A 21714-nucleotide genomic window follows, 5' to 3' on the forward strand; every position below is an offset into this window, starting at 1 on the left:
TTAGGCCTCCGCTTCGATCTCGACGATTTCGTTTTTGATGTACATACCTTGGTTGTCCCAGACATTGCGGCAGGCGGCGGCAAAACGCTCGCGGTCGGCTTCGCAGATGCGGGCGAACATGTTGCAGGTGCCAAAGGGCTCGCACACGTCAAAGAAGATGCAAATTGACGACCAGCCGCCATACCAGCTCACGGCGCCCGCCGGCTCGTGAAAGACGGGGTTCTCGATGTGCTCGTAATTGGCGATGGGGCCCGATACGGGATAGGTTACCTCGGCATCGCAGATCTTGGCCGAAAAGATACGTGACTCGACTGGACAGGATGATTCGAACAGCTTGCATGCCTCGGGAGCCTTGTCCCAGAGCATGTCGGCGAGAAACGTCTCGCCATTCAGCGTGATCTTGAGCATTTTTGTCATAGTAAGGACCTCCTCAATCCGTCGCTCAAGGGGTTCGCTGGCGGATAAGGAGAAGACAGCAGCGGGGTCGCCGAACCCAAACTTCACGACAAATCTCTGTCGCCCCAGCCCGCGCTGTTCTTCGCTAAAGTACCATGCAGCAATTGCGCACGCAATATCAGTTTTTGATTTTCTGGAAGCGGCAACCGACGAGACGGCTCGCCGGCTGCCGGCCGACGCGCGGCAAAGGCACTCGTCTATTCCTTAAGTTGGATGAAAAACGCCATGTTATTGCAGGGCTGCATACTCGTCCAATAAGTGCATAGAATCTCGTATAGTGCGAGTAAGACTTTGCGCTGATTGTTTTGTGTTTAGCAAAGATATAGTTTGCATAATCTGGTCTAATCCCTGCTCTATTAAAATAAAGTTGCACGTAAATGACGTAGATATGCTTGAGCTGGGGTTCTGTACGCTGAGCGGATAAAAACGACCGTTCACCGTTCAACTATTTTCAAAATGAATAAAATGAGCGATAAAGAGAATATAAACCTTAATAAACTCGCGTATTGCACGGGCGCGGGTTATTAATGGGTTGTAGGCCTTTTACAGAAAGGATTCCAGCAATGTCTAAGCCTCTTGGCAAGCCCGATCGTATTGTCGTCGCCCTTGGCGGCAACGCCCTCGGCAACAATCCCGTTGAGCAGATCGAGGCCGTGAGCAACACCGCTCACGCTCTTCTCGGCCTGATCGAGCAGGGCAACGAGATCATCATCACCCACGGCAACGGCCCGCAGGTCGGCATGATCCAGAACGCCTTCGCCGCCGCCCACGACGCCATCGGCACCCCCGAGATGCCGCTGCCCGAGTGCGGCGCCATGTCCCAGGGCTACATCGGCTATCACCTGCAGCAGGGCATCGGCCGCGAGATGCACAAGCGCTATAAGCGTTGGCACGCCGCAACCGTCGTCACCCAGATCGAGTGCGACCCGGACGATCCCGCGTTCAAGAACCCGACCAAGCCGATCGGTCCCTTCTACACCGAGGAGCAGGCCAAGGAGTTCATGGCCGAGGACCCCTCCAAGGTCTTCGTCGAGGATTCCGGCCGCGGCTGGCGTCGCGTCGTCGCTTCCCCCGATCCCAAGAAGATCGTCGAGGCCGACTCCATCCTCAACCTGCTCGACAACGAGTTCATCGTCATCGCCTGCGGTGGCGGCGGCATCCCCGTCGTCCGCGACTACGAGAACAAGGGCTGCTACAAGGGCGTTCCCGCCGTCATCGACAAGGACCTGGGCGGCGAGCTGCTGGCCGAGGACTGCGACGCCGACGTTCTGTTCCTGCTGACCGCCGTTGAGCATGTCGCCATCAACTTTGGCAAGCCCAACCAGGAGGAGCTCGAGGACATTACCGCCGACGAGGCCGAGCGCCTGGCCGACGAGGGCCAGTTCGGCAAGGGTTCCATGGAGCCCAAGGTCCGCGCCGCCATCAAGTTCGCCCGTTCCCGCAAGGGCCGCACCTGCATCATCGGCGCCCTGGACAAGGCCGCCGAGACCATGGCCGGCCTCTCCGGTACCCGCATCCACGAGTAGCCTCTACTCCATTGCCTCTCTCGTGGGCGCCGGGCAAGGCGCCCACAAACTAGCCTCTCTTCATGAGCCCCGCAGTCCGCTCCGACTGCGGGGCTTTTGTTTCAACCCGGCACTTGGGGACGTTCCTTTCCTGCCGGCAGCTTGGGACAGTCCCTAAAGGCTAGTCATTGGGGACGTTCTTAAACGACTAGTCAAACAAGAACGTTCTCAATGATTACTAATTTAAATCTGTCCCCAATGACTGCGGAAAGCGCATCTCACACCGACGCATTGCTTTCGGGCCCTCTCTCCGTGCTCCCTATAAGTTCAGCTGGACTCCCCGCAACCTGTTCCGCGTTGGCGGAACGAGCGCGACGTGGAGTGTCATTCTTTACCGCGTTAGACTAGACGCAGGGAAAGGAGGAGGACATGGATGCTCGCGTTAAGCAGCTTGTAAATATGATCGAGGACGATCAGCCTGTCACTGTCGCGGTGCTTGCCAAGCGTCTCGAGGTAAGTGAGCGCGCCGTGAGAAACTATATCCATCGCGCAAACGACAAGCTTGCGGGGGTTGCACGCATCGTTGGCAGCAAAGGGCAATATCGTATCGATGTTGCACATGCAGATGAGCTTGCTCGCTTGCTAGACGGTGCGGCTCTGGCCCATCCGGGCATTCCTGATACGCGCGACGGCCGTGTGTCCTTCCTTCTTAACGACCTTCTCATGCGGTCCCAGTGGGTGACGATTGAGGAGTATGCGGATTTACTCTACGTTTCGGCGCGAACTCTGTCCAATGACATGCGTCTGGTAGAGCAGAAACTCGCCCAATTTGACTTGATGCTCGAAAAGCGCCCTCGCTACGGAATCCGCGTTGCGGGTGGGGAGTCGCAACGGCGTCTGTGTCTGGCCTCACTGGTGAGGCCCGTGTTGCCCGACACCGACGATGCAGAGCTCGCCGAGCGCCTGCGGGCCATCGCCGCATGTGTGGACGATGCCCTGACTGCCTCGCCCGTCACGGTGAGCTCGCTGGCATCCCGCAATCTCATCATGCATCTTTACATCGCTCTTGGCCGCATCGAGCAGGGCTGCTATGTCCCGGCTGCAGAATCGGACGTTTTAAAGCTGGAGGGAACGCGCGAATACGCTGCGGCTTTCCAGATTGCCGCAAACATCAAGGATGCCCTGGGCGTGAGCATGTCCCGAGAAGAGGTTGCCTTTATCGCAATCCATTTGCTCGGCAGGGGCACGGGCGTGCCCGAGAAGGGCTCGGCCGTTATCTCGGACGAGATGTGGGAGATCGCTTCCGAGATGGTATGTGCGGTCAACGATGAGTTTAGGTTTGACTTTAGCAGCGATCTTGAACTTCGCATGAACCTTGCTCGGCATATTGGCCCTCTGGGTTATCGCCTTGAATATCACATGCATATGGATAACCCCATGCTGCCCGATATCAAGACGAGGTTTCCGTTGGCCTATTCGATGGCGGCCGGCACCTCGCAGGTACTCGAGCGTCATTTTGGCAGCCAGCCCTCTGATGAGGAGCTCGGCTACATCGCCATGGCATTTGCCCTGGCCCTCGAGCAGCAAGCCGACCAGCCGCGTCGCAAACGCATCCTGATCGTGTGCGCCTCGGGAGCGGGAAGCGCCCGTATGCTCGAGCACCAGTACCGCAAGCAGTTTGGTATGTATATCGAGTCGATTGAGACATGCGACGTCGCCCGCGTGGGAACGCTCGACTTTTCGCACATCGACTACGTGTTCACAACGGTGCCGCTCAACGTCAAGTTGCCTGTGCCCGTCCGCGAGGCCGATTTCTTCTTGGAGACGAGCGATGTCAACGCTATCCGCAAGGTGCTGAGTGATGACGCTGCGCAATCGGACTCCCTGAGCGCTTTCTTTAGCCGTGCCCTGTTCTTCAACCGCGTTGAGGCGTCGTCGAAGCAGGCCGTTCTCCGATATCTCTCCGAGCGCGCCGTCGAGAGCGGCCGTGTCGATGCCCAGTTTGCCCAAGAGGTTGCCGAGCGCGAGAGCGCGAGTGCCACCTCGTTTGGCAATGGGGTGGCCATGCCCCATGGGATGCATCCTTTGAGCGCCGAGGCCTTTGTTACCGTGGGCCTGCTCGAACATCCCATTCTTTGGGACGAATACGGCCATGAGGTCGATATCGTCTTTATGGTGTCGTTTGCCCGGTCGGGCGGCGATGAGACGCGGATCTTGAGCTCGCTGCTCGCTGAGATCTTTATGGACCGCCAGGGGGTCGAGCGCTTACGCGAGCGCCGGTCCTGGCATGAGCTGATGGCGCTTGTGCAAGCGCATACGGCTTAAGGCTTCTTTTGTCGAAAACCCTGCCTGCCTGCAATAAACCTCGAGGATTGCGGGTGGGAGATAGGCGTTTCGAATATTCAAGTACAAACCAAACATCACGGGAGAGGAGACCGTTATGGACGATCAGGGAACCGAGATGGTTTCGTTTCAGCTGGTCGCTGCAGCGGGAGAGGCGCGCAGCCTTGCCTTCGAAGCCCTTGAAAAGGCAAAGGCGGGGGATTTTGACGCTGCCGCCAAACTCATGAAGCAGTCAAAGGATGTGGGAATCAAGGCTCACCACATCCAAACGCAGCTGCTTTCGACCGAGGCGGCGGGCGAGCATCTGTCGGTGGATGTGTTGCTGGTCCATGCTCAGGACCACCTCATGTGCTCCATGCTTGCTCAGGAGCTCGTGCAGGAGCTGATCTGCCTGTATGAGCGCACTGCAGCCAAGAACGCCTAACGGCGTGCGGCGACTATCCAACCAATCAATGCGAAGGGAATCCCTTATGAAGATCCTTCTTGTTTGCGCAGCTGGCCTGTCTACAAGCATTCTGATGAAGAAACTCGAGAAATACGCGGAGCAAAACGGCATCGTGCTCGATATCGATGCGGTGGGTATCGGCGAGTATCAGGAGACCTGCGCCGATTATGACGTGCTGCTCTTGGGGCCGCAGGTGTCCTACCAGCTCAACACCGTCAAGCAGGGGAGCGGTAAGCCGACCGCGGTCATCCCCGCACAGGACTACGGCATGGGCAACGCCGCCAACGTGCTGGCACTCGCCCAGTCGCTGTTGGGCTAGGAGGCGACCATGGAAAAGTTCATGACCCTGCTTCAGGAAAAACTGACCCCTATTGCCAATTTCTGCGGCACCGAGCGCCACTTTGCCTCCATGCAAAAGGGCTTTATGAGCGCGATCAGCTTCATCTTGGTCTCTGCCGTCTTTATGATCATCGCCAACCCGCCGGTCACGGCCGACCTGGTGGCGCAGGGCGGGTTCTGGTCCGTCTTTGGCCCTTGGCTCGATTTTGCCACGGCCAATAAGCTCACGCTGCTCATCCCGTTCAACATGACGATGGGCATACTGTCGGTGATCGTGACGTTCGCAATCGCCTATAACCTGGCGGGCACCTACAAGATGCCCAAGCTTAACGCCGGTATGACCTCGCTGGTGATGTTCCTGATCGCCGCGGCGCCGTCGTCCTACTACCAGCTTGCTGATGAGTCCGTGCTCCAGGCGGTCCCCTGCACCTATCTGGGTGCGCAGGGCCTGTTTACCGCCATCATCGTTGCCCTGGTCTCCGTCGAGGTCACGCGCTTCTGCCAGACCAAGGGCATCACCATCAAGATGCCCGATGGCGTGCCGCCGTTTTTGTCCGAAACCTTTGGCGCCATCGTGCCTATGCTCGCCAACATCCTCATCTTCTTTGGTGGCAACCTGCTGATCCAGATGATCGATCCCACGCTGTCCATCCCCTCGGTTATCGAGAAGCTGCTCGCTGCCCCGCTTTCCGTCGCAGTTGACTCTGTGCCCGGCGCACTGCTTATCTGCTTCATGACGCTGCTGTTTTGGTGCTTTGGCGTCCACGGCAACATGATCGTGATGCCCATCACCGCCCCGGTCACGCTTGCCGCCTTTGCTGCCAACGCCTCACTCTACGCTGCTGGGCAGCCGCTTGAGTTCCACCCGGTACTCATGTCGATGGTCATCAACCTCATCGGCGGCACGGGCAATACGTTCTCTTTTGTGGCGCTCTGCGCGTTTAGGGCAAAGTCGCAGCAGCTCAAGGCATTTGGCAAGGCATCGATCGTGCCGAGCTTCTTCCGTATCTCCGAGCCCGCGATCTTTGGCGCACCCATCATCTTCAACCCGATCCTCATGATTCCGTTTGTGCTGGGCGGTATGATTTCGGCCCTGCTGTATTGGGGTGCAATCTCACTGGGTCTTGTCTCTAACTTCTACATCTTGGTGAGCGGCACGTTCCCCATCTTCGTTCAGGGCTTTGTCCAGTGCCTCGACCCGCGCATCTGGGTGTTTACGATCGTTTTGATCGTGGTCATGGCTGTGGTCTGGTACCCGTTCTTTAAGGTGTACGATAACCAGCTCCTGGCTCAGGAGCAGGAGAACGCCGCGGCAGCTTCTGCCGAGGATGCTGAGTAGCATGAGTTACTTTGACAGAACGTCTGCCGCCGGTATGCCCGAGGGCTTTTTGTGGGGTGGTGCCCTCGCCGCCAACCAGGCCGAAGGGGGCTGGAACGAGGGCGGCCGCGGCATGTCGCACTCCGACCTGATCCCACAGGGTTCCGACCGCTGGGATGTAATGTTTGGCAGGCAAAAGCCCGTGGACGATCCGGACAGGCTGTATCCATGCCGCTGGGGCAACGACTTCTTCCATCATTGGCACGAGGATGTCGAGCTCTTTGCCGAGATGGGCTTTAAGTGCCTGCGTCTTTCAATTTGCTGGAGCCGTATTTTTCCCACAGGGATGGAGGCCGAGCCCAACGGCGAGGGCTTGGAGTTTTACCGTCAGGTATTCGAGGCGCTGCGCGAGCATGGAATCGAGCCGCTTGTGACGCTGTCGCACTACGACTATCCGTTGGCTCTGGTCGAGCGCTATGGTGGCTGGCAAAGCCGAGAGATGATCGAGCGGTATGCGCACTACGTCGAGACCGTCGGACGCGCGTACCAGGGCCTCGTGCGTTATTGGCTTACGTTCAACGAGATCAACAGCGTGGCGCTGTCCTATCTCAACGCGGGTGTCACGCTCGAGGATGAGCGTGACCGTGCAGCCGTGACTGCGGCGTTCTCGCACCATATGTTTATGGCGAGCGCTCGCGCTGTCGAGATTCTGCACAAGATCGATCCCGCAAACAAGGTGGGTTGCATGGTCGCTGCCGGTGCGACCTATCCGTACCGTTGTGCGCCCGAGGACGTATGGCTTGCGTATGAGGAGGACCGCGGCCGCTACTTCTACACAGACGTGATGGCTGCGGGCGCCTATCCTGCTTGGAAGCTGCGTGCACTCGAGAAAGAGGGTGTTCACGTGCCCTTTGAGCCGGGCGATACGGAGTATCTGGCAGAGCATACGGTCGACTTCATCTCGTTCTCGTACTATTGCTCGCGCTTGGTGTGCGCCGATGATCAGGTGATCGCCGAGAAGGCGGAGGGCAACGTGTTCCCGACGTTGCGCAATCCGTACCTCAAGGATAAAGAGACTGCCTGGAAGTGGCAGATCGATGCGCTGGGTTTGCGCGTGACGCTTGCCGGCTACCACGATCGTTACCATCTTCCGCTCTTTATCGCCGAGAACGGTGTGGGCGGACTCGATGCGCTGGAAGACGGCAAAGTCCACGATGCGTATCATATTGATTACCTGCGAAGGCATATTCTTGCGCTGCGCGATGCAATTGTCGAGGACGGTGTTGACCTGATGGGATACACGCCGTGGGGCTGTATCGATTTGGTGTCGGCCTCGACGGGGCAGATGAAGAAGCGCTATGGCTTTGTTTATGTCGATGCCGATGATATGGGCAAAGGCACGTTCGATCGCTACCGAAAGGACAGCTTCTGCTGGTACCAAAAGGTCATTGCATCAAATGGCGAGGACTTGAGTTAACTCTTGCAGGTCTGTTGCCCCCGCGGTCCGCTTCGGCCGCGGGGGCTTTTGTTATTGAGGCGGCTGTTCATGAGGAGCATTGCAGGCTGCGGAAACCCGGCACTTGGGGACGTTCCTTTCCTGCCGGCAGCTTGGGACAGTCCTTAAAGGCCGCATCGATCAACTGCGGAAAGCACATCCCAGAATGAGCGTCCAACATGGGGTGCGGTTTCCCTTGAGGCCCTCAATCGGAAAATGCATCCCGGATTATTGTCGAAAAGCGGTCCCTAGTTTCCCAAACGGGTCGCTAACGGAAAGCGCACCCCGCTATTGGGCCCCAAAGCAGGATGCGCTTTCCGTGCTGGCAGTTCCAAGCAGTTCGGGATGGCCCTTTTCGTCTGCTCTCGGCCGGCGTCCGTAAGACTGTCCCCGACGACCACTCATTTAAGTCTGTCCCCAATGAGTGCCCAATGACTAGTAGTAGGCCCACATGGCTTCGACTTCGTTGAGGACCTCTACGACGCCCCAGCGGCGGGCGCTGCGGCTGGCCGAGTTGGGATCGAAGACTTCAATCTGGTCGGTGTCGTCAATACCGTAAAGCACAATGTAGTGGCCCACGTTGGTAAAGGTGCCCGGCCGAACGGCGGCGATGACGGGCGCTCCCGAACGCAGCGCCTGAGTCATAGAGTCGCGATCGTTATGGAGCTCCGTTCCGTTAAGTCCCAACTGCCATGCGCCGCTCGTCATAAACGACCATTCGGTTGCACCGGTGGGGGCGTAATTGCCCGCCTCGGAAAGCGCGCACATATCGACGGGGGTCATATCGGTGCGTCCCGTCTTAAAGATGTAGACCATGGTGAGGCACGTAGGCCCGCAGGCATTTTGGCGGATGGTGCCGCCGGCGTAAGACAGCTCCGACCACGCAGGGTCGATCTGATAGATATGGGGCATCGTGCCGGCTTGCCATTGCGAGCGTGGGGTCGAAAAGGCGAAAGAATAACCGGGTGCGACGGGGGCCTTGAGCAGCTTGTCCTCCGCGGTGGGCTCGAGACCGGCCGACCCGTGGGACATACAGGAGCTCATAAGCACAAAGACCAGACAGGTAAGGATAGAGCACAGTGCGAGGCGAAGTCGACGAGCCGGCAGGGCGGGGGCATTCGCGTGCGATGTCGAGCGGTAGGGCTTGCCGTCGCGTCCGCCTTGGGGATGCGAAAAGAAGCGGTTGATATGGATGCTGGGCTGACGTGCGCCGTTGCGGCGTAGTTGCGGAACCTCGGCCTGACGCTGTCGAGTGCGCGCGCCCAAGCGGCTATCTTGCTGCGCGCTTGTGCCCGTGCTCGGACGGCCACTCTGCCGCGTTCTGCTTGCCTGCTGCCGAGATGAAGGCCTGGGTTGCTCTTGAGGGCGTTGCGGATTGCCGCTCGTGGCACTTCTGGGCGTCGGCGTGGTACGGCCAGCAAGGCGAACGCTTTGTCGCCGTTGATCACCGTCGTTGTATCCGTATGCCATTCGTACCGCCTTGTCTCATGTATAACCTGTCCATCCTACAAAAAAGATATGCAACAAATGGGTCTGCGCGTCAAAAGCTCGGTAAACGGTACGAAAGGCGCAAAACACACGGCCTCAAAAACATCTCTATATGCGTCCGATGAGCGTACGCCCGTCGGGCGGGCGGCAACAATGAACGGCAAACCGTGCCGTTCGTCCCAAAAACGGCGCCGCTCATATGCGAGTTCGGCCTTCGGTCGAGCCATGGGCGGCCGTGCTGCGCCAAGGCCGTATTGTAAAGCCACGAAATAAAAGAGCGCGGCAAAACAGACCGCGCAAGGGGTGACGTCAAGGGGCGTCAAAAAGGAAAGGAGGGGAACAATGGCGGACAAGAACGCAGAAGTTGCAGTCGAGGATAACGGCGGTATGAAGAAAACGCTTTCGCTCTGGAACTTCTTCACCATCGGTTTCGGTGCCATTATCGGTACCGGTTGGGTTCTGCAGGTCGGCGACTGGATGGTCGTGGGCGGCGGTCCCGTTCCCGCTATGATCGCATTCCTCTTGGGTGCAATCTTCCTCGTGCCCGTCGGAGCTGTTTTCGGTGAGCTCACGGCTGCTATCCCCATTTCGGGCGGCATCGTCGAGTATGTCGATCGTAGCTTTGGCCGTACGCTGAGCTACATCACCGGATGGCTTTTGGCTCTGGGCAACGGTATCCTGTGCCCGTGGGAGGCCATCGCCATTTCGACCCTCGTGTCCGAGATGTTCGGCAGCCTGCCCGGTCTTGAGTGGCTGCGCGCCGTCAAGCTCTACACCATCCTGGGCGCCGACGTTTACCTGTTCCCGACGCTGATCGCGCTCGGCTTTGCAGCCTACGTCATCTTCCTCAACTTCCGCGGTGCCAGCTCGGCCGCCAAGCTCCAGGCCTTCCTGACCAAGGCCCTGCTCTGCGGCATGCTGCTCGCCATGGGCGTCTCGCTGTTCACCGGCTCGCCGGACAACGCCATGCCCGTGTTCTCCCAGGTCACCGGCGCTGGCGGCGGCAAGGCCGCTACCGAGGGCGCCAGCCTGTTCGCCGGCATCGTGTCGGTCCTGGTTCTGACCCCGTTCTTCTACGCCGGTTTCGACACCATTCCTCAGCAGGCTGAGGAAGCAGCCGAGGGCCTCAACTGGAACAAGTTCGGCAAGATCATCTCCCTGGCCCTGCTGGCCGCCGGCGGCTTCTACATGGTCTGCATCTACTCGTTCGGCACCATCCTCGACTGGCATGAGTTTGTTAAGAGCCCGGTTCCCGCGCTTGCCTGCCTCAAGGGCATCAACATGCTTCTGTACCTGGCCATGCTCGTCATCGCCACGCTTGGACCCATGGGCCCGATGAACTCCTTCTACGGCGCCACGAGCCGCATCATGCTCGCCATGGGCCGCAAGGGCCAACTGCCCGAGAAGTTCGCCGAGGTCGACCCCAAGTCCGGCGCTCCCAAGCTCGCCTGCGTCGTTCTGGGCGTTATCACCGTCATCGGTCCGTTCCTGGGCAAGAACATGCTCATCCCTCTGACCAACGTGTCGGCTCTCGCCTTCATCTTCTCCTGCGGTATGGTCGCCCTCGCCTGCCTGCGCATGCGCTTCACCGAGCCCGACCTGCCTCGTCCCTACGAGGTACCCGGCGGCAAGTTTGGCATCGGCCTCGCTATCGCTGCCTGCGCCATCATCATCGGCCTGCTCGTGATCCCGTTCTCTCCCGCCTCCCTCAACATGGTGGAGTGGAGCATCGTAATCGGCTGGTTGGCTATTGGCCTGGCCCTCATGGCTTTCACCAATTCCCGCAAAAAGTAACGCCTAGCCGGGGCGGATCGGGTGCGCGGGGCCCTCTCTCCCGCGCGCCGAACCCGGCACCACTTGGGTAGCTTTGTGAGGCCTTAACCCAACACGGCCTCGCCCACTATATGGATCCATAAGGAGGAACCATGTCCACTAAGTATGCAATCGTTGGCGGCAAGCTCATCGACGGTACCGGTGCCGAGCCGGTCGAGAACTCCCTCGTTCTCGTCGACGACAACGGCAAGATCGAGTACGCCGGCACTATGCAGGACCTTCCCGAGGGCGTTGAGGTTATCGATGCCGCCGGCAAGACCGTCCTTCCCGGCCTGATCGACACCCACCTGCACTTCTCGGGCAATCTGACCGACGATGACACCGATTGGGTCATGCAGCCGCTCCTCGAGAAGCAGGCCGTCGCCGTCAAGCAGGCCTACGACTGCCTCACCCACGGCCTCACCACCGTCTGCGAAATCGGCCGCTTTGGTATCCAGATCCGTGACTGCATCGACAAGGGCGTCTTTAAGGGCCCGCGCGTTCTGGCCACCGGCCTCGGCTTCTGCCGCGTTGCCGGCCACGGTGACTCCCACCACTGCACCCAGGAGCTCAACAAGGAATCCCATCCCTGGGGCGACCAGGTCGACGGTCCTTGGGATCTGCGCAAGGCCGTCCGTCGTCGCCTGCGCGAGAACCCCGATGCCATCAAGATCTGGGCTACCGGTGGCGGCATCTGGCGCTGGGACTCCGGTCGCGACCAGCACTATTGCTCCGAGGAGATCCAGGCCGTAGTCGAAGAGGCAAAGATGGTCGGCATCCCCGTGTGGAGCCACTGCTACAACAACCACGCCGCTGCCTACGATTCCGTTCGCTTTGGCTGCGAGCAGCTGATTCACGGTTTCGATATCGATGAGCGCACCATGGACCTCATGGCCGAGCAGGGCACCTTCTTCACCCCGACGATCGCCTTCCTGCCCACCTGGTACGCCACCTATCCGCCCGTCTACGTCCCCGAGCTGCACGACAAGTACGAGGGCACCCTGGTCGAGAAGGAGCTGCAGCGCAACTACGACTGCCTGCGCGAGGCCAAGAAGCGCGGCGTCGTCATGACGATCGGCTCTGACTCCTTCTCCTTCGTCACCCCGTACGGCACCTGCTCCATCGAGGAGATGTACGAGTTCGTCGACAAGATCGGCTTCACCCCGGTCGAGACCATCACCTGCGCCACCCTCAACGGTGCCAAGATGTGCCACATCGAGGACGAGACCGGTTCCATCGAGGCCGGCAAGTGCGCCGACCTGCTGGTCGTCAACGGTGACGTCGCCGCCGACATCCACGTGCTCAACACCGACAACATGGACGTCATCATGAAGGACGGCTGGATCGTCGAGGCTGGCACCTTTGGCGAGGCCAACAAATACAGCGCCTAAACTACCGTTCATCGACGACTGGATGTAAAACACAGCATTTGATTGCATAATGCAATGGAGAGGGTCGCTTGCGGCCCTCTTTATTGCTATGGGTGCGATAGATAAAAGGGGATGACGGTGGATTTAAACAGGCTGATTCTGGGCAAGAGCTACAACTCTACCAAGGTCTTTCGTACGGCCCAGCATGTGGTCCAGGCCATCCTGCTCGGCGTTGTCGTTCCGGCGCTTATCCTGCTGCTTATCTGGGATTTAACCGATAACCCCAATCCCGTTCCGGGCGTTGTCGTTATTGCCGGCATGGTCATGCTGTGCTTCTTTTTCTCGTATGTCTTTGTGGTCCCCGACGACCTCACATCGAGCGCAACCGACCGTACGCTCGCCATCGCATCAAAAATATTCGCCTACACGTCGCGCGGCCTTACGCCCGAAGCGGCCCTGGGCGCCTCTAAAATTATCCTGTCCGAGACCATCGCCTCTGCCATCTGCTTTACCGATGGCAAACAGGTGTTGGCAAGCTGGGGCGAGGACTCGGCAAAGTGCCCCGCCGGCACCCCGGTCGTGCTCAAGACCACGCTCAGTGTGATTGAGACGGGCGAGCAGAGCGTGTTTTCGCGCGACACCTCCAATGAGACGGGCGGTTATTTTCCCCGCCTGCGCGCCGGCATTGTCGCGCCGCTTACCGTGCGCGGGCATTGCGTGGGCACACTCGAGCTGTACTATCCCCGCCTGAGCAGCATTGATATGCGCCAGACGGCCCTTGCCTCGGGTTTTGCCGATCTAATTTCCACGCAGCTCGCCAGCTTTGAGCTCGAGCGCCAGGACGAGCTCACGGCCCGCGTTGAGCTCCGCGCCCTGCAGTCGCAGGTCGACCCGCATTTTCTATTCAATACCATTAGCACGATCGTGTCGCTCGTTCGAACCGAGCCCGACAAGGCGCGATCGCTGCTGATCGACTTTTCCAACTACTATCGTCAAACGCTTTCTGACTCCGATACGCTCACCACGCTCGAGCACGAGGTGGAACAGGGCGCTCGTTATATCAATCTTATGCAGGCCCGGTATGGCGACGGCCGTCTGCGCGTTTCGGTCGACATCGACTTTGAGGTGCGCGACAGCCTGGTACCGCCGTTTATCTTGCAGCCGCTGCTCGAAAACTGCATCAAGCATGCGCAGCGCGAGATCGAGCCGCTTTCTATTCGTGTTAGGGCTTTTGAGACCGATGACGGCTTGGAGATCATCGTCGAAGATGACGGCATCGGAATGAGCGAAGAAGTCTGCGCGCATCTGTTTGAGCAGCATCGCCGAGAGGAGCCCGAGAGCATTACCGCCGACGGCTCCGTCAAGCGAGGTTGCGGCCTGGCGCTCTTCAACGTGCTTCAACGCATCCATTTCTTTTACGGAGAAGATTCTGGCATGCGCGTGAAGTCCCAGGAGGGCGTGGGAACGCAGGTCATCGTTGAGTTGAACGGCGAGCCGCATGAGCCGGCGCCGCTAACGGTGTAGCACGCGGTTGGATTGAGAGAAAAAGAGGGGAAGCGCATATGTCCGAAGGCTGGAACATCTTGGTGGTTGATGACGAGCCTCCAATTAGGGCTGAGCTACGCTATCTGTTGGAAAAGGATACGCGTGTGGGTCAGATTGCCGAGGCGGGCAATGTCACCGAAGCCGTGGAGTCGATTCTGTCGAACAAGCCCGACGTGCTGTTTTTAGACATTACCATGCCCGGTCGCTCGGGAATTGAGCTTGCCGAGACGCTGCAGAACCTAAAGACGCCGCCGGTTGTGGTGTTTGTGACGGCATTTGCCGAGTATGCGGCCGATGCCTATAACCTCGATGCTGTCGATTACATCGTCAAACCGGTCGAGGATGCCCGCCTGTCAAAGGCACTCGACAAGATCGAGACTGCCCTGGGCGCTCGCCGTGTCGTCCATGCTCCGCGCCAGCCTTTGCGCCTGACGGTGGATCGCGGGGGCAAAAAGGTGTTCATTCCCGTGGCGGATGTCTGCTACTTTGAGGCGCGCGCCGATTTTTGCAACGCCGTCTGCGCCGAGGGGACGTACCTGATCAATGAGTCGATTTCCTCGCTCGAGCGCCGCTTGGCCTCCGAGGGCTTTATCCGCGTCCACCGCAGCTATCTGGTCAATTTGGAAGACGTGCACAATGTCGAGATCGGCTCCACGGGCCTTATGGAGCTCAGGCTCGATCGCGTAACCTCGATGGTGCCCGTGTCCCGCCGTCGCGCTGCCGAGGTCAAATCGCACTTGGGGCTTGCGTAAGGGTCGGTGTGCCATCGTTTGCCGTTACAGGTTTGGCATGACTGTGCGGTGGGCATAATGGATTGCATCGAATGAAATCGAAAGGATTATTATGCCCGCGCTCATTACGCATCATCTGTTTGGCGAGGAAAGCATCGACCGTCTTCCGCAGGGCGTTATTACGTCCGACGAGGAGCGCATCGCCTTTATCCTGGGAAACCAAGGTCCCGACCCGTTTTTCTTCCACATGCTCACGCCGCGCATCTCCGACTGTATGTCGCTTGCTCAGGTCATGCACCGCTCGCGCATGTCGCGCCAGTTTTCGTGCCTGCGCGACGGCGTGTCGCGCCTGCAGCCGCGCGATGCCAATCTGGGTCGCGCCTTTGCGCTGGGCCTGCTGTCTCACTATGTGCTCGACCGCAATGCCCACCCCTTTGTCTACGAGCAGCAGTTTGGCATTGTTGATTCCGACCCCGAGCTCGAGGCTTCGGGCAGTCAAGTTCACGCCGTGCTCGAAAGCGACCTGGACGTGCTGATGCTGCAGCTCAAACGTGACGGTGCCACGGTCGAGGATTATCCTCCGGCGGGCGAGATCGTCACTACCGACCGCATCAATCGCGTTGCCGGCGTGCTGATGAGCTACGTCGCCGGGCGCGTGTACGGCATCGATGTCCCGGCGGGGGAGTACGGCGGCGCCGTAGCCGACATGCAGCTGCTCTACCGCACTATCGAGCCGGCCGGTTCGGCCAAGACGCGCGCGATTGCCCTGCTCGAGGGCTTGGTGCACGATTATTCGCTGCTCGACGGCCTTGCGCACCGCGTGACGACCGAGCTGCCCGAGCGTACCGGCAACCTGGGCCACTTGGCATGGAAGAACCCCTTTACCGATGAAGTCTCGACCGAGAGCTTCCCCGAGGTCTTTGACCGCGCGCTGCTCGATTACGAGTGCACGGTTGCCCGCTTTATCGAGACCGGCGATATGGAAGCCGTGACCAACCACGTCAATTACAGCGGTCGCGTGCTCGGCGCCGACGAAGAGTTCGACCGCGAGGAGTAGCAAGCTGCCTCGCCCATACTCTCCAATAAGTTGCGGTGGAATAGTTCCTGAATGAAGCCCCCGGAGGGCTAAGCGGGAACTATTTCACCGCAACTGCGTTGATGGGATGGCGTTTCGCCCTGCGTGTCCGTATGACCGCTCCTGTCCCTTTGCCGAATCCTTACCGGCGCTTCTGGACAATTGGGGTACGATGAACTAACTGCATATCGGGCGAATACGAAGGGGCCCTGTCCATGAAATACACCAAGCTCGAGCGTAACTGGGTTATGTACGATGTGGGCAACTCGGCCCTCGTGCTGCTCAATACCTCGGTGGTGCCCATCTACTTTAACGCCATCAATACCGGTGCTTCCTCGGCAGACCTGGTGGTCGCCTGGGGCAACGCGCAGACGATCGCCTCGCTGGTCATTGCCATGCTCATGCCCATTCTGGGCGCGCTTGCCGATTACGCCGGCAACAAGATCAAGTTCTTCTTGGGCTTCTTCCTCACGGGCCTGGTTCTTTGCCTGGCGCAGGCTATCCCCATGTCCGCCATGGCATTTTTGACCGTGTACGTGCTGTGTACCATCGGCCTTAACTCTTCCATGACGTTCTACGACGCCATGCTGCCCGACATTACCACCGACGAGCGCATGGACGCCGTGTCCAGCTCGGGCTATGCCTGGGGCTACATCGGTTCCACCGTGCCGTTCATCATCTGCCTGGCGCTTATCATGGGTGGCCCCGCTCTTGGCGTCCCCACCATGCTGGCAACGCGTCTGTCGTTTGTCATCACCGGTGCCTGGTGGCTCATCTTTACCCTGCCGCTCATTCGCACCTATAAGCAAAAGTACGGTCGCGAGCGCGGTCCCCAGGACACCATCGGCCACATCGTGGGCGGCGTGTTCTCCGAGGTCGGACACACCATGCGCGAGATCGCCCACAACAAGCCCGTGCTGGTCTACATGATCGCGTTCTTCTTCTACATCGATGGTGTCCATACGGTCATCTCCATGGCAACCAGCTACGGATCGGCTCTGGGCATCGACTCGACCCAGCTGGTACTGGCACTGCTCGTTACGCAGTTCGTCGCTTTCCCGTCCGCCATCATCTACGGCAAGCTCGCCGGTCGCGTGGGCACGCTCAACATGATCATGGTGGCCGTCGCCGCCTACATGGGCATCGTGCTCTTTGCCGCGTTTTTCTTAAAGACCGCCTTTGAGTTTTGGGTGCTCGCCATTTTGGTCGGCTTGTTCCAAGGTGGCGTGCAGGCGCTCAGCCGCAGCTATTTTGGCCGCATCATCCCCAAGGAAAAGTCCAACGAGTACTACGGCTTCTTTGATATCTTTGGCCGCTACGCAAGCGTGATGGGCACCTTCCTGGTGTCGGTCGTCACCTCGCTGACCGGCAACCCGTCGCTGGGCGTCCTTTCCATCGGCGTGCTGCTGGTGCTTGGCTTTGTGCTGCTGGTCCGTCTGTCCCGCATGGCTCAGACGGCGGCGTAAGACAACTGGGCTCAGTACGGCAATTGTGCCTATCCGCAGCACTCTTTTGGAAGTAGCCGCATAAATCATTCTGACTTCCGAACAATGTTTAGCCCAAGTGGGTATGATGGAACCAGCTAGGTCGCGGGGCGTCGCCTGTGTTTGGCGGCGCCCCGTTTTTGTGTTGCAAGGAGGGTAAAGGTATGAACGCCACGGTTGTGATCCCAACATATTGGGCAGGCGATGATACCCAAGCAAACGCTCCCGGCACCTACGATCACTCGACGTCGCTCAATGCCGCCAACCCGGAACTCGATCGCTGCCTGACTTCGCTCGAACAGGTACGCGACATTCCGCGCATCATTCTCTTGGTGGTCTGTCCGGTTTCTGCCACGGCCGACGTATCCCATCGCGTGCACGAAATCGTTAATGCGCATCCCACACTTAAGGTCACCATCGTTACCAATACTCAGGCTTCGCGTGTTGCCGACCGCGTGGCGCAGATTGCGCCCAAAGGCTCGGGCGAGTGCGTGAGCCTGCGCGGCTACGGCGCCATCCGCAACATGGGTCTTGCCTGCGCGGCCGTGTTGGGGCACGACGCGGTTGTGTTTTTGGATGACGACGAGACCGTCATCGATGCCGACTTTATGAAGCGTGCGACCTATGCACTGGGCCAACAGACGCGTCAGGGCCTGCCGATTTTAGTCAAGAGCGGATACTTTTACGATCGCGACGGGTCGCCGCTGGCTCCCACGGACAAAGCGGGCATTTGCCATCGCTGGTGGACCAAGCGTATCGAGTTCAATCGCTGGATGAAAAAGGCGCTCTCGGGCACCCGCATCTCGCGCTCCAATTACGTGTGCGGCGGCCTGATGGCCCTGCATGCCCGTGCGTTTACCCGCGTGGCATTCGACCCGTTTATCACCCGCGGCGAGGATCTGGACTATCTCTTTAACATGCGCATGTTTGGCTACGACGTGTGGTTCGACAACGAGTGGACCGTGCGCCACCTTCCGCCCGAGTCCGAGAAGCGCTCGCCGCGTTTTATGCAGGACGTGTACCGTTGGTACTACGAGCGGGCCAAGCTGACGTTCGCTGCGCACCAAAAGGAGCTCATTCCGGTTACGGCCGCATCACTCATGCCCTATCCGGGCCCGTGGATCTCGCGCGAGCTCGACGACCGCGTGCGCAAGACTGCCATGGTCCGCAGCATGTTTACCCGCGAGCACGAGGGGTATCTGCGCATCTGGCGTCATGGTATTGACGAGGCCAAGACCTATGCCCGCCAAAACGCCGCAAGCTACCTGCGTTTTCAGAGTTTCTGGCCCAAGATCATGGACGAACTTTGGCGCGACGCACAACTGATTAGCATCCTGGAGGGGGCTGAATGATCGACCGCCGCGCCCAGCGCGATAATTCAATTTCAATCTTTCGCATCATTGCCGTTGCCTGCGCCATTTGCGTGCTGGTGTACTTTATTTTTGCCTTGGTGACCGGTATCGAGCCGATCGCCACGGTGATTGCCTGCGCGCTGCTGTGCATCTTTCTGTGCATCTTTATCTTTTTGACGCTCAATCCCGATTCGGTGCGCTCCCAGTACACCGAGGAGACGCTCTCGGTGGCCTCGGCCATGCTCGAGGACATTAAGGGCGGTCTGACGCAGGAGTCGGCGCGTTTGGTGTGCCGGCGCATTTTGCCCGAGACGCGCGCCATGACGGTGGCCATCACCGACGAGGGCAACGTGTTGGCCTGCGCGGGCGAGTTTGAGGAAAAACTACTGCCAGATTCTCCCATCCACACGCTTGCCACACGCTACGTTATCGAACATGGCATCGTGCAGTCGTTCAACCGTATGGTGGATGTCGTGGGCTCGGATGGCTCGCACAACCAAGTCCCCGCCGGCATTATCGCCCCCATCAAGGTGGGCGATCGTACCGTCGGCACGCTCAAGTTCTACTACAAGACCCCGCGCGCCGTCGACCGTACCCAGTACGCGCTTGCCTCGGGCTTTGCCGAGATTTTGTCCACGCAGCTCGCCATCCACGAGCTCGAGGTACAAAAGGAGCTCACGGCGCGCGCCGAGGTGCGTGCGCTGCAGGCGCAGATTAACCCGCACTTCCTGTTCAACACGCTGAACACCATTGCATCGTTTACGCGCACCGACCCGCTGCGGGCCCGCGAACTGCTTCGTGAGTTCTCATCGTTCTATCGTGCCACGCTCGACAACTCGGGATCGCTTATTCCGGTCTCGCGCGAGGTTGCACAGACCAAGCGCTACCTTACCTTTGAGAAGGCCCGCTTTGGCGAGGACCGCGTGCTCGCGACGTTCGATGTGTCCGAGGACGTGGAAGATACGCTGGTGCCGGCGTTCGTGATCCAGCCGATTGTCGAGAACGCCGTACGTCATGGTATGGGCGATGACGACGCCCTGAGGATCGACGTGACCGTTCACCAAGACGGCGAGGATGCAATCTTGATTGCCGTGGCCGATAATGGCGTGGGCATGGATGAGGGTACCGCCGCCAGACTGTTTGACGAGCGCTCTGCCCGTCCCGACGCCAGCTCTCCCCAGGGTGGCGGCGCCGGTGTGGCCATGCACAATATTTCGGAGCGCATCCATCGCTTTTATGGGCCGCACTCCTATACGCGTGTCGAATCGGCGCCGGGCAAGGGCACCAAAGTGCTCCTTCATCTTGATTTGTCAGAGAGCATCTTTGACATTCAAGAGTAAAATAAAAGGCTACGGGCTCAACGTCATGCGACGGATGCCCGGCGTAGTTAGTTGACGAAAGGTTTTATCCCTATGCTGCGTGCGATGATTGTGGATGATGAGGCGCCGGCTCGCTCGGAGCTTCGCTTCCTGCTCGAGCAAACGGGCAAGATCGGCACGATCACGGAGGCGTCGAGCGTCCGCTCCGCCATCGAGATGCTTATGGAAAGTCGCGTGGATGTCGTGTTTCTCGATATCTCGATGCCCGGTGCCTCGGGCCTGCAACTTGCCGAGGCGCTGCATAAGCTCAAAAATCCGCCGGCGATCGTGTTTGTGACTGCGTATAGTGACCATGCGGTCGAGGCATTCGACGTGGATGCCGTCGATTATCTGATGAAGCCGGTCGAGGAAGCTCGCTTGGATCGCGCGATCGAGAAGGTCATGCAACGCACCAAGCCGGTTACGGACAGCAAGGTGACCATCGAGCGTATCCCGGTGGAAAAGGGCGGCCGCAAGGTGCTCATTCCCGTGGACGACATTCGCTTTATCATGGCCAAGGACGATTACTCCTGCATCTATACCGTCGATGATCGCTTTTTGTCGACGACCTCGCTGGCGCAGTTTGAGGCCAAGCTCTGCGACTTTGGCTTCTTCCGTGTTCACCGCCGCTATATCGTCAACTTGGCGTGCGTTACGGACGTCGAGACGGTGCCCTCGGGCGCCATCCAGCTGGGCATTACGGGCGTCGACGAACGCGTGCCGGTTTCGCGCCGCCGCGTCGTGCCGCTTAAGAAGGCCCTGAGTCTCTAGCACACTGGCCCCGCAGCCCTGTAGACCCATCGTCTGCGGAGCCGTGGGGCCTTTTTGTATGTATCTGCCGAATCGTTTTTTGCGGAAGGGATCCCATGAACAGTGCAAGCGCCAAGCGCATCGACATCATCTCGGACACCCACGGCTATTTATCGCCTGCGCTCTTGGATGAGCTTGAGGGCGCAGACCTGATTATCCACGCCGGCGACCTCACGTCAGAGATGGACTACGAGCACCTATGCACCATCGCCCCCGTGCGGGCCGTACTGGGTAACAACGATTACTACCGCGACTACGGCCCCGATGTAGACCGTCTTGCACTCTTTACCTACGAAGGCCTTAAATTCGCCGTAGCCCACTACCGCGAAGACCTTCCGGTGGGATCCGTAGACGTAGCCATCAACGGCCACACCCACGTAACCAAAGAAGCCCAAGTGGGCCGTTGCTTAGTCCTCAACCCGGGCAGCGCCAGCTACCCCAGAGGCACCCGAGGCCCCACCATGGCCAGAATGCTAGTAAAAGACGGCAAGATCATAAGTACCAAGTTTATTGACCTAGACTAACCGCAACAAAAACGGGGGATGCACAATGCGTCCCCCGTTTTTCTTTAAGCCAAAGGCCGAAGTTCAACAAGATCCATCAGACCAACCCCGCCGAAGAGCACGCGGGCTAGCCGCGCAGCGGCGCACGCCCGCAAAACTGGTTGAATAATGTGACGGCAGGGAGGGTCTCCGGGGCTGAGGGCGGGGGTTAAGTTTGTCGCGAGTTCCGCACGCAAAGGAAAGCACTTAATGTGCTTTCCGTCTTGCGCAGGACTGTAGAGCAGC

General features: G+C 59.2%; 18 protein-coding genes. 16 read left to right on the forward strand and 2 right to left on the reverse strand.

Annotation, left to right across the window (positions count from 1 at the left end; all coding sequences use genetic code 11):
• The gene (locus ABHU32_RS03070; RefSeq protein WP_346978887.1) at positions 1-417 is read right to left on the reverse strand and encodes a DUF3830 family protein; all 417 of its coding nucleotides are present in this window, start codon (positions 415-417) and stop codon (positions 1-3) included.
• A gap of 602 nt (positions 418-1019) precedes the next feature.
• On the opposite strand from ABHU32_RS03070, the gene arcC reads away from it, so the two are divergent.
• The 6 genes from arcC to ABHU32_RS03100 all read left to right on the forward strand — a co-directional run bounded on the left by arcC (position 1020) and on the right by ABHU32_RS03100 (position 7883).
• Positions 1020-1982, forward strand: a complete 963-nt coding sequence (gene arcC, locus ABHU32_RS03075) for a carbamate kinase (RefSeq protein WP_055310076.1) — start codon at positions 1020-1022, stop codon at positions 1980-1982.
• A 408-nt stretch (positions 1983-2390) separates the two neighbouring features.
• Positions 2391-4286 carry a BglG family transcription antiterminator gene (locus ABHU32_RS03080; RefSeq protein ID WP_346978888.1) on the forward strand — a complete coding sequence of 632 codons (1896 nt, stop codon included), beginning with the start codon at positions 2391-2393 and terminating at the stop codon, positions 4284-4286.
• Positions 4287-4401: 115 nt separating this feature from the next.
• A complete protein-coding gene (locus ABHU32_RS03085) occupies positions 4402-4728 on the forward strand; it encodes a PTS lactose/cellobiose transporter subunit IIA (protein ID WP_346978890.1) in 327 nt (108 codons plus the stop codon).
• 46 nt (positions 4729-4774) lie between these two features.
• On the forward strand, positions 4775-5068 hold the full coding sequence (locus tag ABHU32_RS03090) for a PTS sugar transporter subunit IIB (protein WP_346978891.1): 294 nt from the start codon (positions 4775-4777) through the stop codon (positions 5066-5068).
• Positions 5069-5077: 9 nt separating this feature from the next.
• The gene (locus ABHU32_RS03095) at positions 5078-6427 is read left to right on the forward strand and encodes a PTS sugar transporter subunit IIC (RefSeq protein WP_346978892.1); all 1350 of its coding nucleotides are present in this window, start codon (positions 5078-5080) and stop codon (positions 6425-6427) included.
• Between the two features lies 1 nt (position 6428).
• Entirely contained in the window at positions 6429-7883 is a 1455-nt protein-coding gene (locus tag ABHU32_RS03100) for a family 1 glycosylhydrolase (RefSeq protein WP_267489792.1), read from the forward strand.
• Positions 7884-8336: 453 nt separating this feature from the next.
• On the opposite strand, the gene ABHU32_RS03105 is transcribed toward ABHU32_RS03100, so the two are convergent.
• The gene (locus ABHU32_RS03105; RefSeq protein WP_346978893.1) at positions 8337-9167 is read right to left on the reverse strand and encodes a C39 family peptidase; all 831 of its coding nucleotides are present in this window, start codon (positions 9165-9167) and stop codon (positions 8337-8339) included.
• Positions 9168-9731: 564 nt separating this feature from the next.
• On the opposite strand from ABHU32_RS03105, the gene ABHU32_RS03110 reads away from it, so the two are divergent.
• The 10 genes from ABHU32_RS03110 (at position 9732) to ABHU32_RS03155 (ending at position 21450) form a co-directional block, all read left to right on the forward strand.
• Complete coding sequence (locus ABHU32_RS03110) at positions 9732-11183, forward strand: APC family permease (RefSeq protein WP_055310077.1); 1452 nt, start codon at positions 9732-9734, stop codon at positions 11181-11183.
• A 131-nt stretch (positions 11184-11314) separates the two neighbouring features.
• Positions 11315-12592: a metal-dependent hydrolase family protein gene (locus tag ABHU32_RS03115; RefSeq protein ID WP_055310078.1), complete on the forward strand. Its 1278-nt coding sequence runs from the start codon at positions 11315-11317 to the stop codon at positions 12590-12592.
• 117 nt (positions 12593-12709) lie between these two features.
• Positions 12710-14095 (forward strand): histidine kinase, encoded by a 1386-nt coding sequence (locus ABHU32_RS03120; protein WP_346978894.1) that lies wholly within the window; start codon positions 12710-12712, stop codon positions 14093-14095.
• A gap of 38 nt (positions 14096-14133) precedes the next feature.
• A complete protein-coding gene (locus ABHU32_RS03125) occupies positions 14134-14868 on the forward strand; it encodes a LytR/AlgR family response regulator transcription factor (protein ID WP_346978895.1) in 735 nt (244 codons plus the stop codon).
• A 91-nt stretch (positions 14869-14959) separates the two neighbouring features.
• The gene (locus ABHU32_RS03130) at positions 14960-15904 is read left to right on the forward strand and encodes a zinc dependent phospholipase C family protein (protein ID WP_346978896.1); all 945 of its coding nucleotides are present in this window, start codon (positions 14960-14962) and stop codon (positions 15902-15904) included.
• 233 nt (positions 15905-16137) lie between these two features.
• A complete protein-coding gene (locus ABHU32_RS03135; protein WP_346978897.1) occupies positions 16138-17388 on the forward strand; it encodes an MFS transporter in 1251 nt (416 codons plus the stop codon).
• A 182-nt stretch (positions 17389-17570) separates the two neighbouring features.
• Positions 17571-18758 carry a glycosyltransferase gene (locus ABHU32_RS03140; RefSeq protein WP_346978898.1) on the forward strand — a complete coding sequence of 396 codons (1188 nt, stop codon included), beginning with the start codon at positions 17571-17573 and terminating at the stop codon, positions 18756-18758.
• A complete protein-coding gene (locus tag ABHU32_RS03145) occupies positions 18755-20098 on the forward strand; it encodes a histidine kinase (RefSeq protein WP_346978899.1) in 1344 nt (447 codons plus the stop codon). The genes ABHU32_RS03140 and ABHU32_RS03145 overlap by 4 nt, the downstream gene beginning before the upstream one ends.
• A 72-nt stretch (positions 20099-20170) precedes the next feature.
• The gene (locus tag ABHU32_RS03150) at positions 20171-20887 is read left to right on the forward strand and encodes a LytR/AlgR family response regulator transcription factor (protein WP_022094115.1); all 717 of its coding nucleotides are present in this window, start codon (positions 20171-20173) and stop codon (positions 20885-20887) included.
• A gap of 95 nt (positions 20888-20982) precedes the next feature.
• A complete protein-coding gene (locus ABHU32_RS03155) occupies positions 20983-21450 on the forward strand; it encodes a YfcE family phosphodiesterase (RefSeq protein ID WP_117821523.1) in 468 nt (155 codons plus the stop codon).
• Positions 21451-21714: the final 264 nt, after the last annotated feature.

This window comes from Collinsella aerofaciens, from assembly GCF_039758965.1.
Taxonomy (GTDB): Bacteria; Actinomycetota; Coriobacteriia; order Coriobacteriales; family Coriobacteriaceae; genus Collinsella; species Collinsella aerofaciens_BR.

What these genes read in the sequence shown, in the direction of transcription:
- ABHU32_RS03070 (WP_346978887.1), bottom strand. Translation starts at nt 417, where the DNA reads ATGACAAAAATGCTCAAGATCACGCTGAATGGCGAGACGTTTCTCGCC.
- arcC (WP_055310076.1), top strand. Translation starts at nt 1,020, where the DNA reads ATGTCTAAGCCTCTTGGCAAGCCCGATCGTATTGTCGTCGCCCTTGGC.
- ABHU32_RS03080 (WP_346978888.1), top strand. Translation starts at nt 2,391, where the DNA reads ATGGATGCTCGCGTTAAGCAGCTTGTAAATATGATCGAGGACGATCAG.
- ABHU32_RS03085 (WP_346978890.1), top strand. Translation starts at nt 4,402, where the DNA reads ATGGACGATCAGGGAACCGAGATGGTTTCGTTTCAGCTGGTCGCTGCA.
- ABHU32_RS03090 (WP_346978891.1), top strand. Translation starts at nt 4,775, where the DNA reads ATGAAGATCCTTCTTGTTTGCGCAGCTGGCCTGTCTACAAGCATTCTG.
- ABHU32_RS03095 (WP_346978892.1), top strand. Translation starts at nt 5,078, where the DNA reads ATGGAAAAGTTCATGACCCTGCTTCAGGAAAAACTGACCCCTATTGCC.
- ABHU32_RS03100 (WP_267489792.1), top strand. Translation starts at nt 6,429, where the DNA reads ATGAGTTACTTTGACAGAACGTCTGCCGCCGGTATGCCCGAGGGCTTT.
- ABHU32_RS03110 (WP_055310077.1), top strand. Translation starts at nt 9,732, where the DNA reads ATGGCGGACAAGAACGCAGAAGTTGCAGTCGAGGATAACGGCGGTATG.
- ABHU32_RS03115 (WP_055310078.1), top strand. Translation starts at nt 11,315, where the DNA reads ATGTCCACTAAGTATGCAATCGTTGGCGGCAAGCTCATCGACGGTACC.
- ABHU32_RS03125 (WP_346978895.1), top strand. Translation starts at nt 14,134, where the DNA reads ATGTCCGAAGGCTGGAACATCTTGGTGGTTGATGACGAGCCTCCAATT.
- ABHU32_RS03130 (WP_346978896.1), top strand. Translation starts at nt 14,960, where the DNA reads ATGCCCGCGCTCATTACGCATCATCTGTTTGGCGAGGAAAGCATCGAC.
- ABHU32_RS03135 (WP_346978897.1), top strand. Translation starts at nt 16,138, where the DNA reads ATGAAATACACCAAGCTCGAGCGTAACTGGGTTATGTACGATGTGGGC.
- ABHU32_RS03140 (WP_346978898.1), top strand. Translation starts at nt 17,571, where the DNA reads ATGAACGCCACGGTTGTGATCCCAACATATTGGGCAGGCGATGATACC.
- ABHU32_RS03145 (WP_346978899.1), top strand. Translation starts at nt 18,755, where the DNA reads ATGATCGACCGCCGCGCCCAGCGCGATAATTCAATTTCAATCTTTCGC.
- ABHU32_RS03150 (WP_022094115.1), top strand. Translation starts at nt 20,171, where the DNA reads ATGCTGCGTGCGATGATTGTGGATGATGAGGCGCCGGCTCGCTCGGAG.
- ABHU32_RS03155 (WP_117821523.1), top strand. Translation starts at nt 20,983, where the DNA reads ATGAACAGTGCAAGCGCCAAGCGCATCGACATCATCTCGGACACCCAC.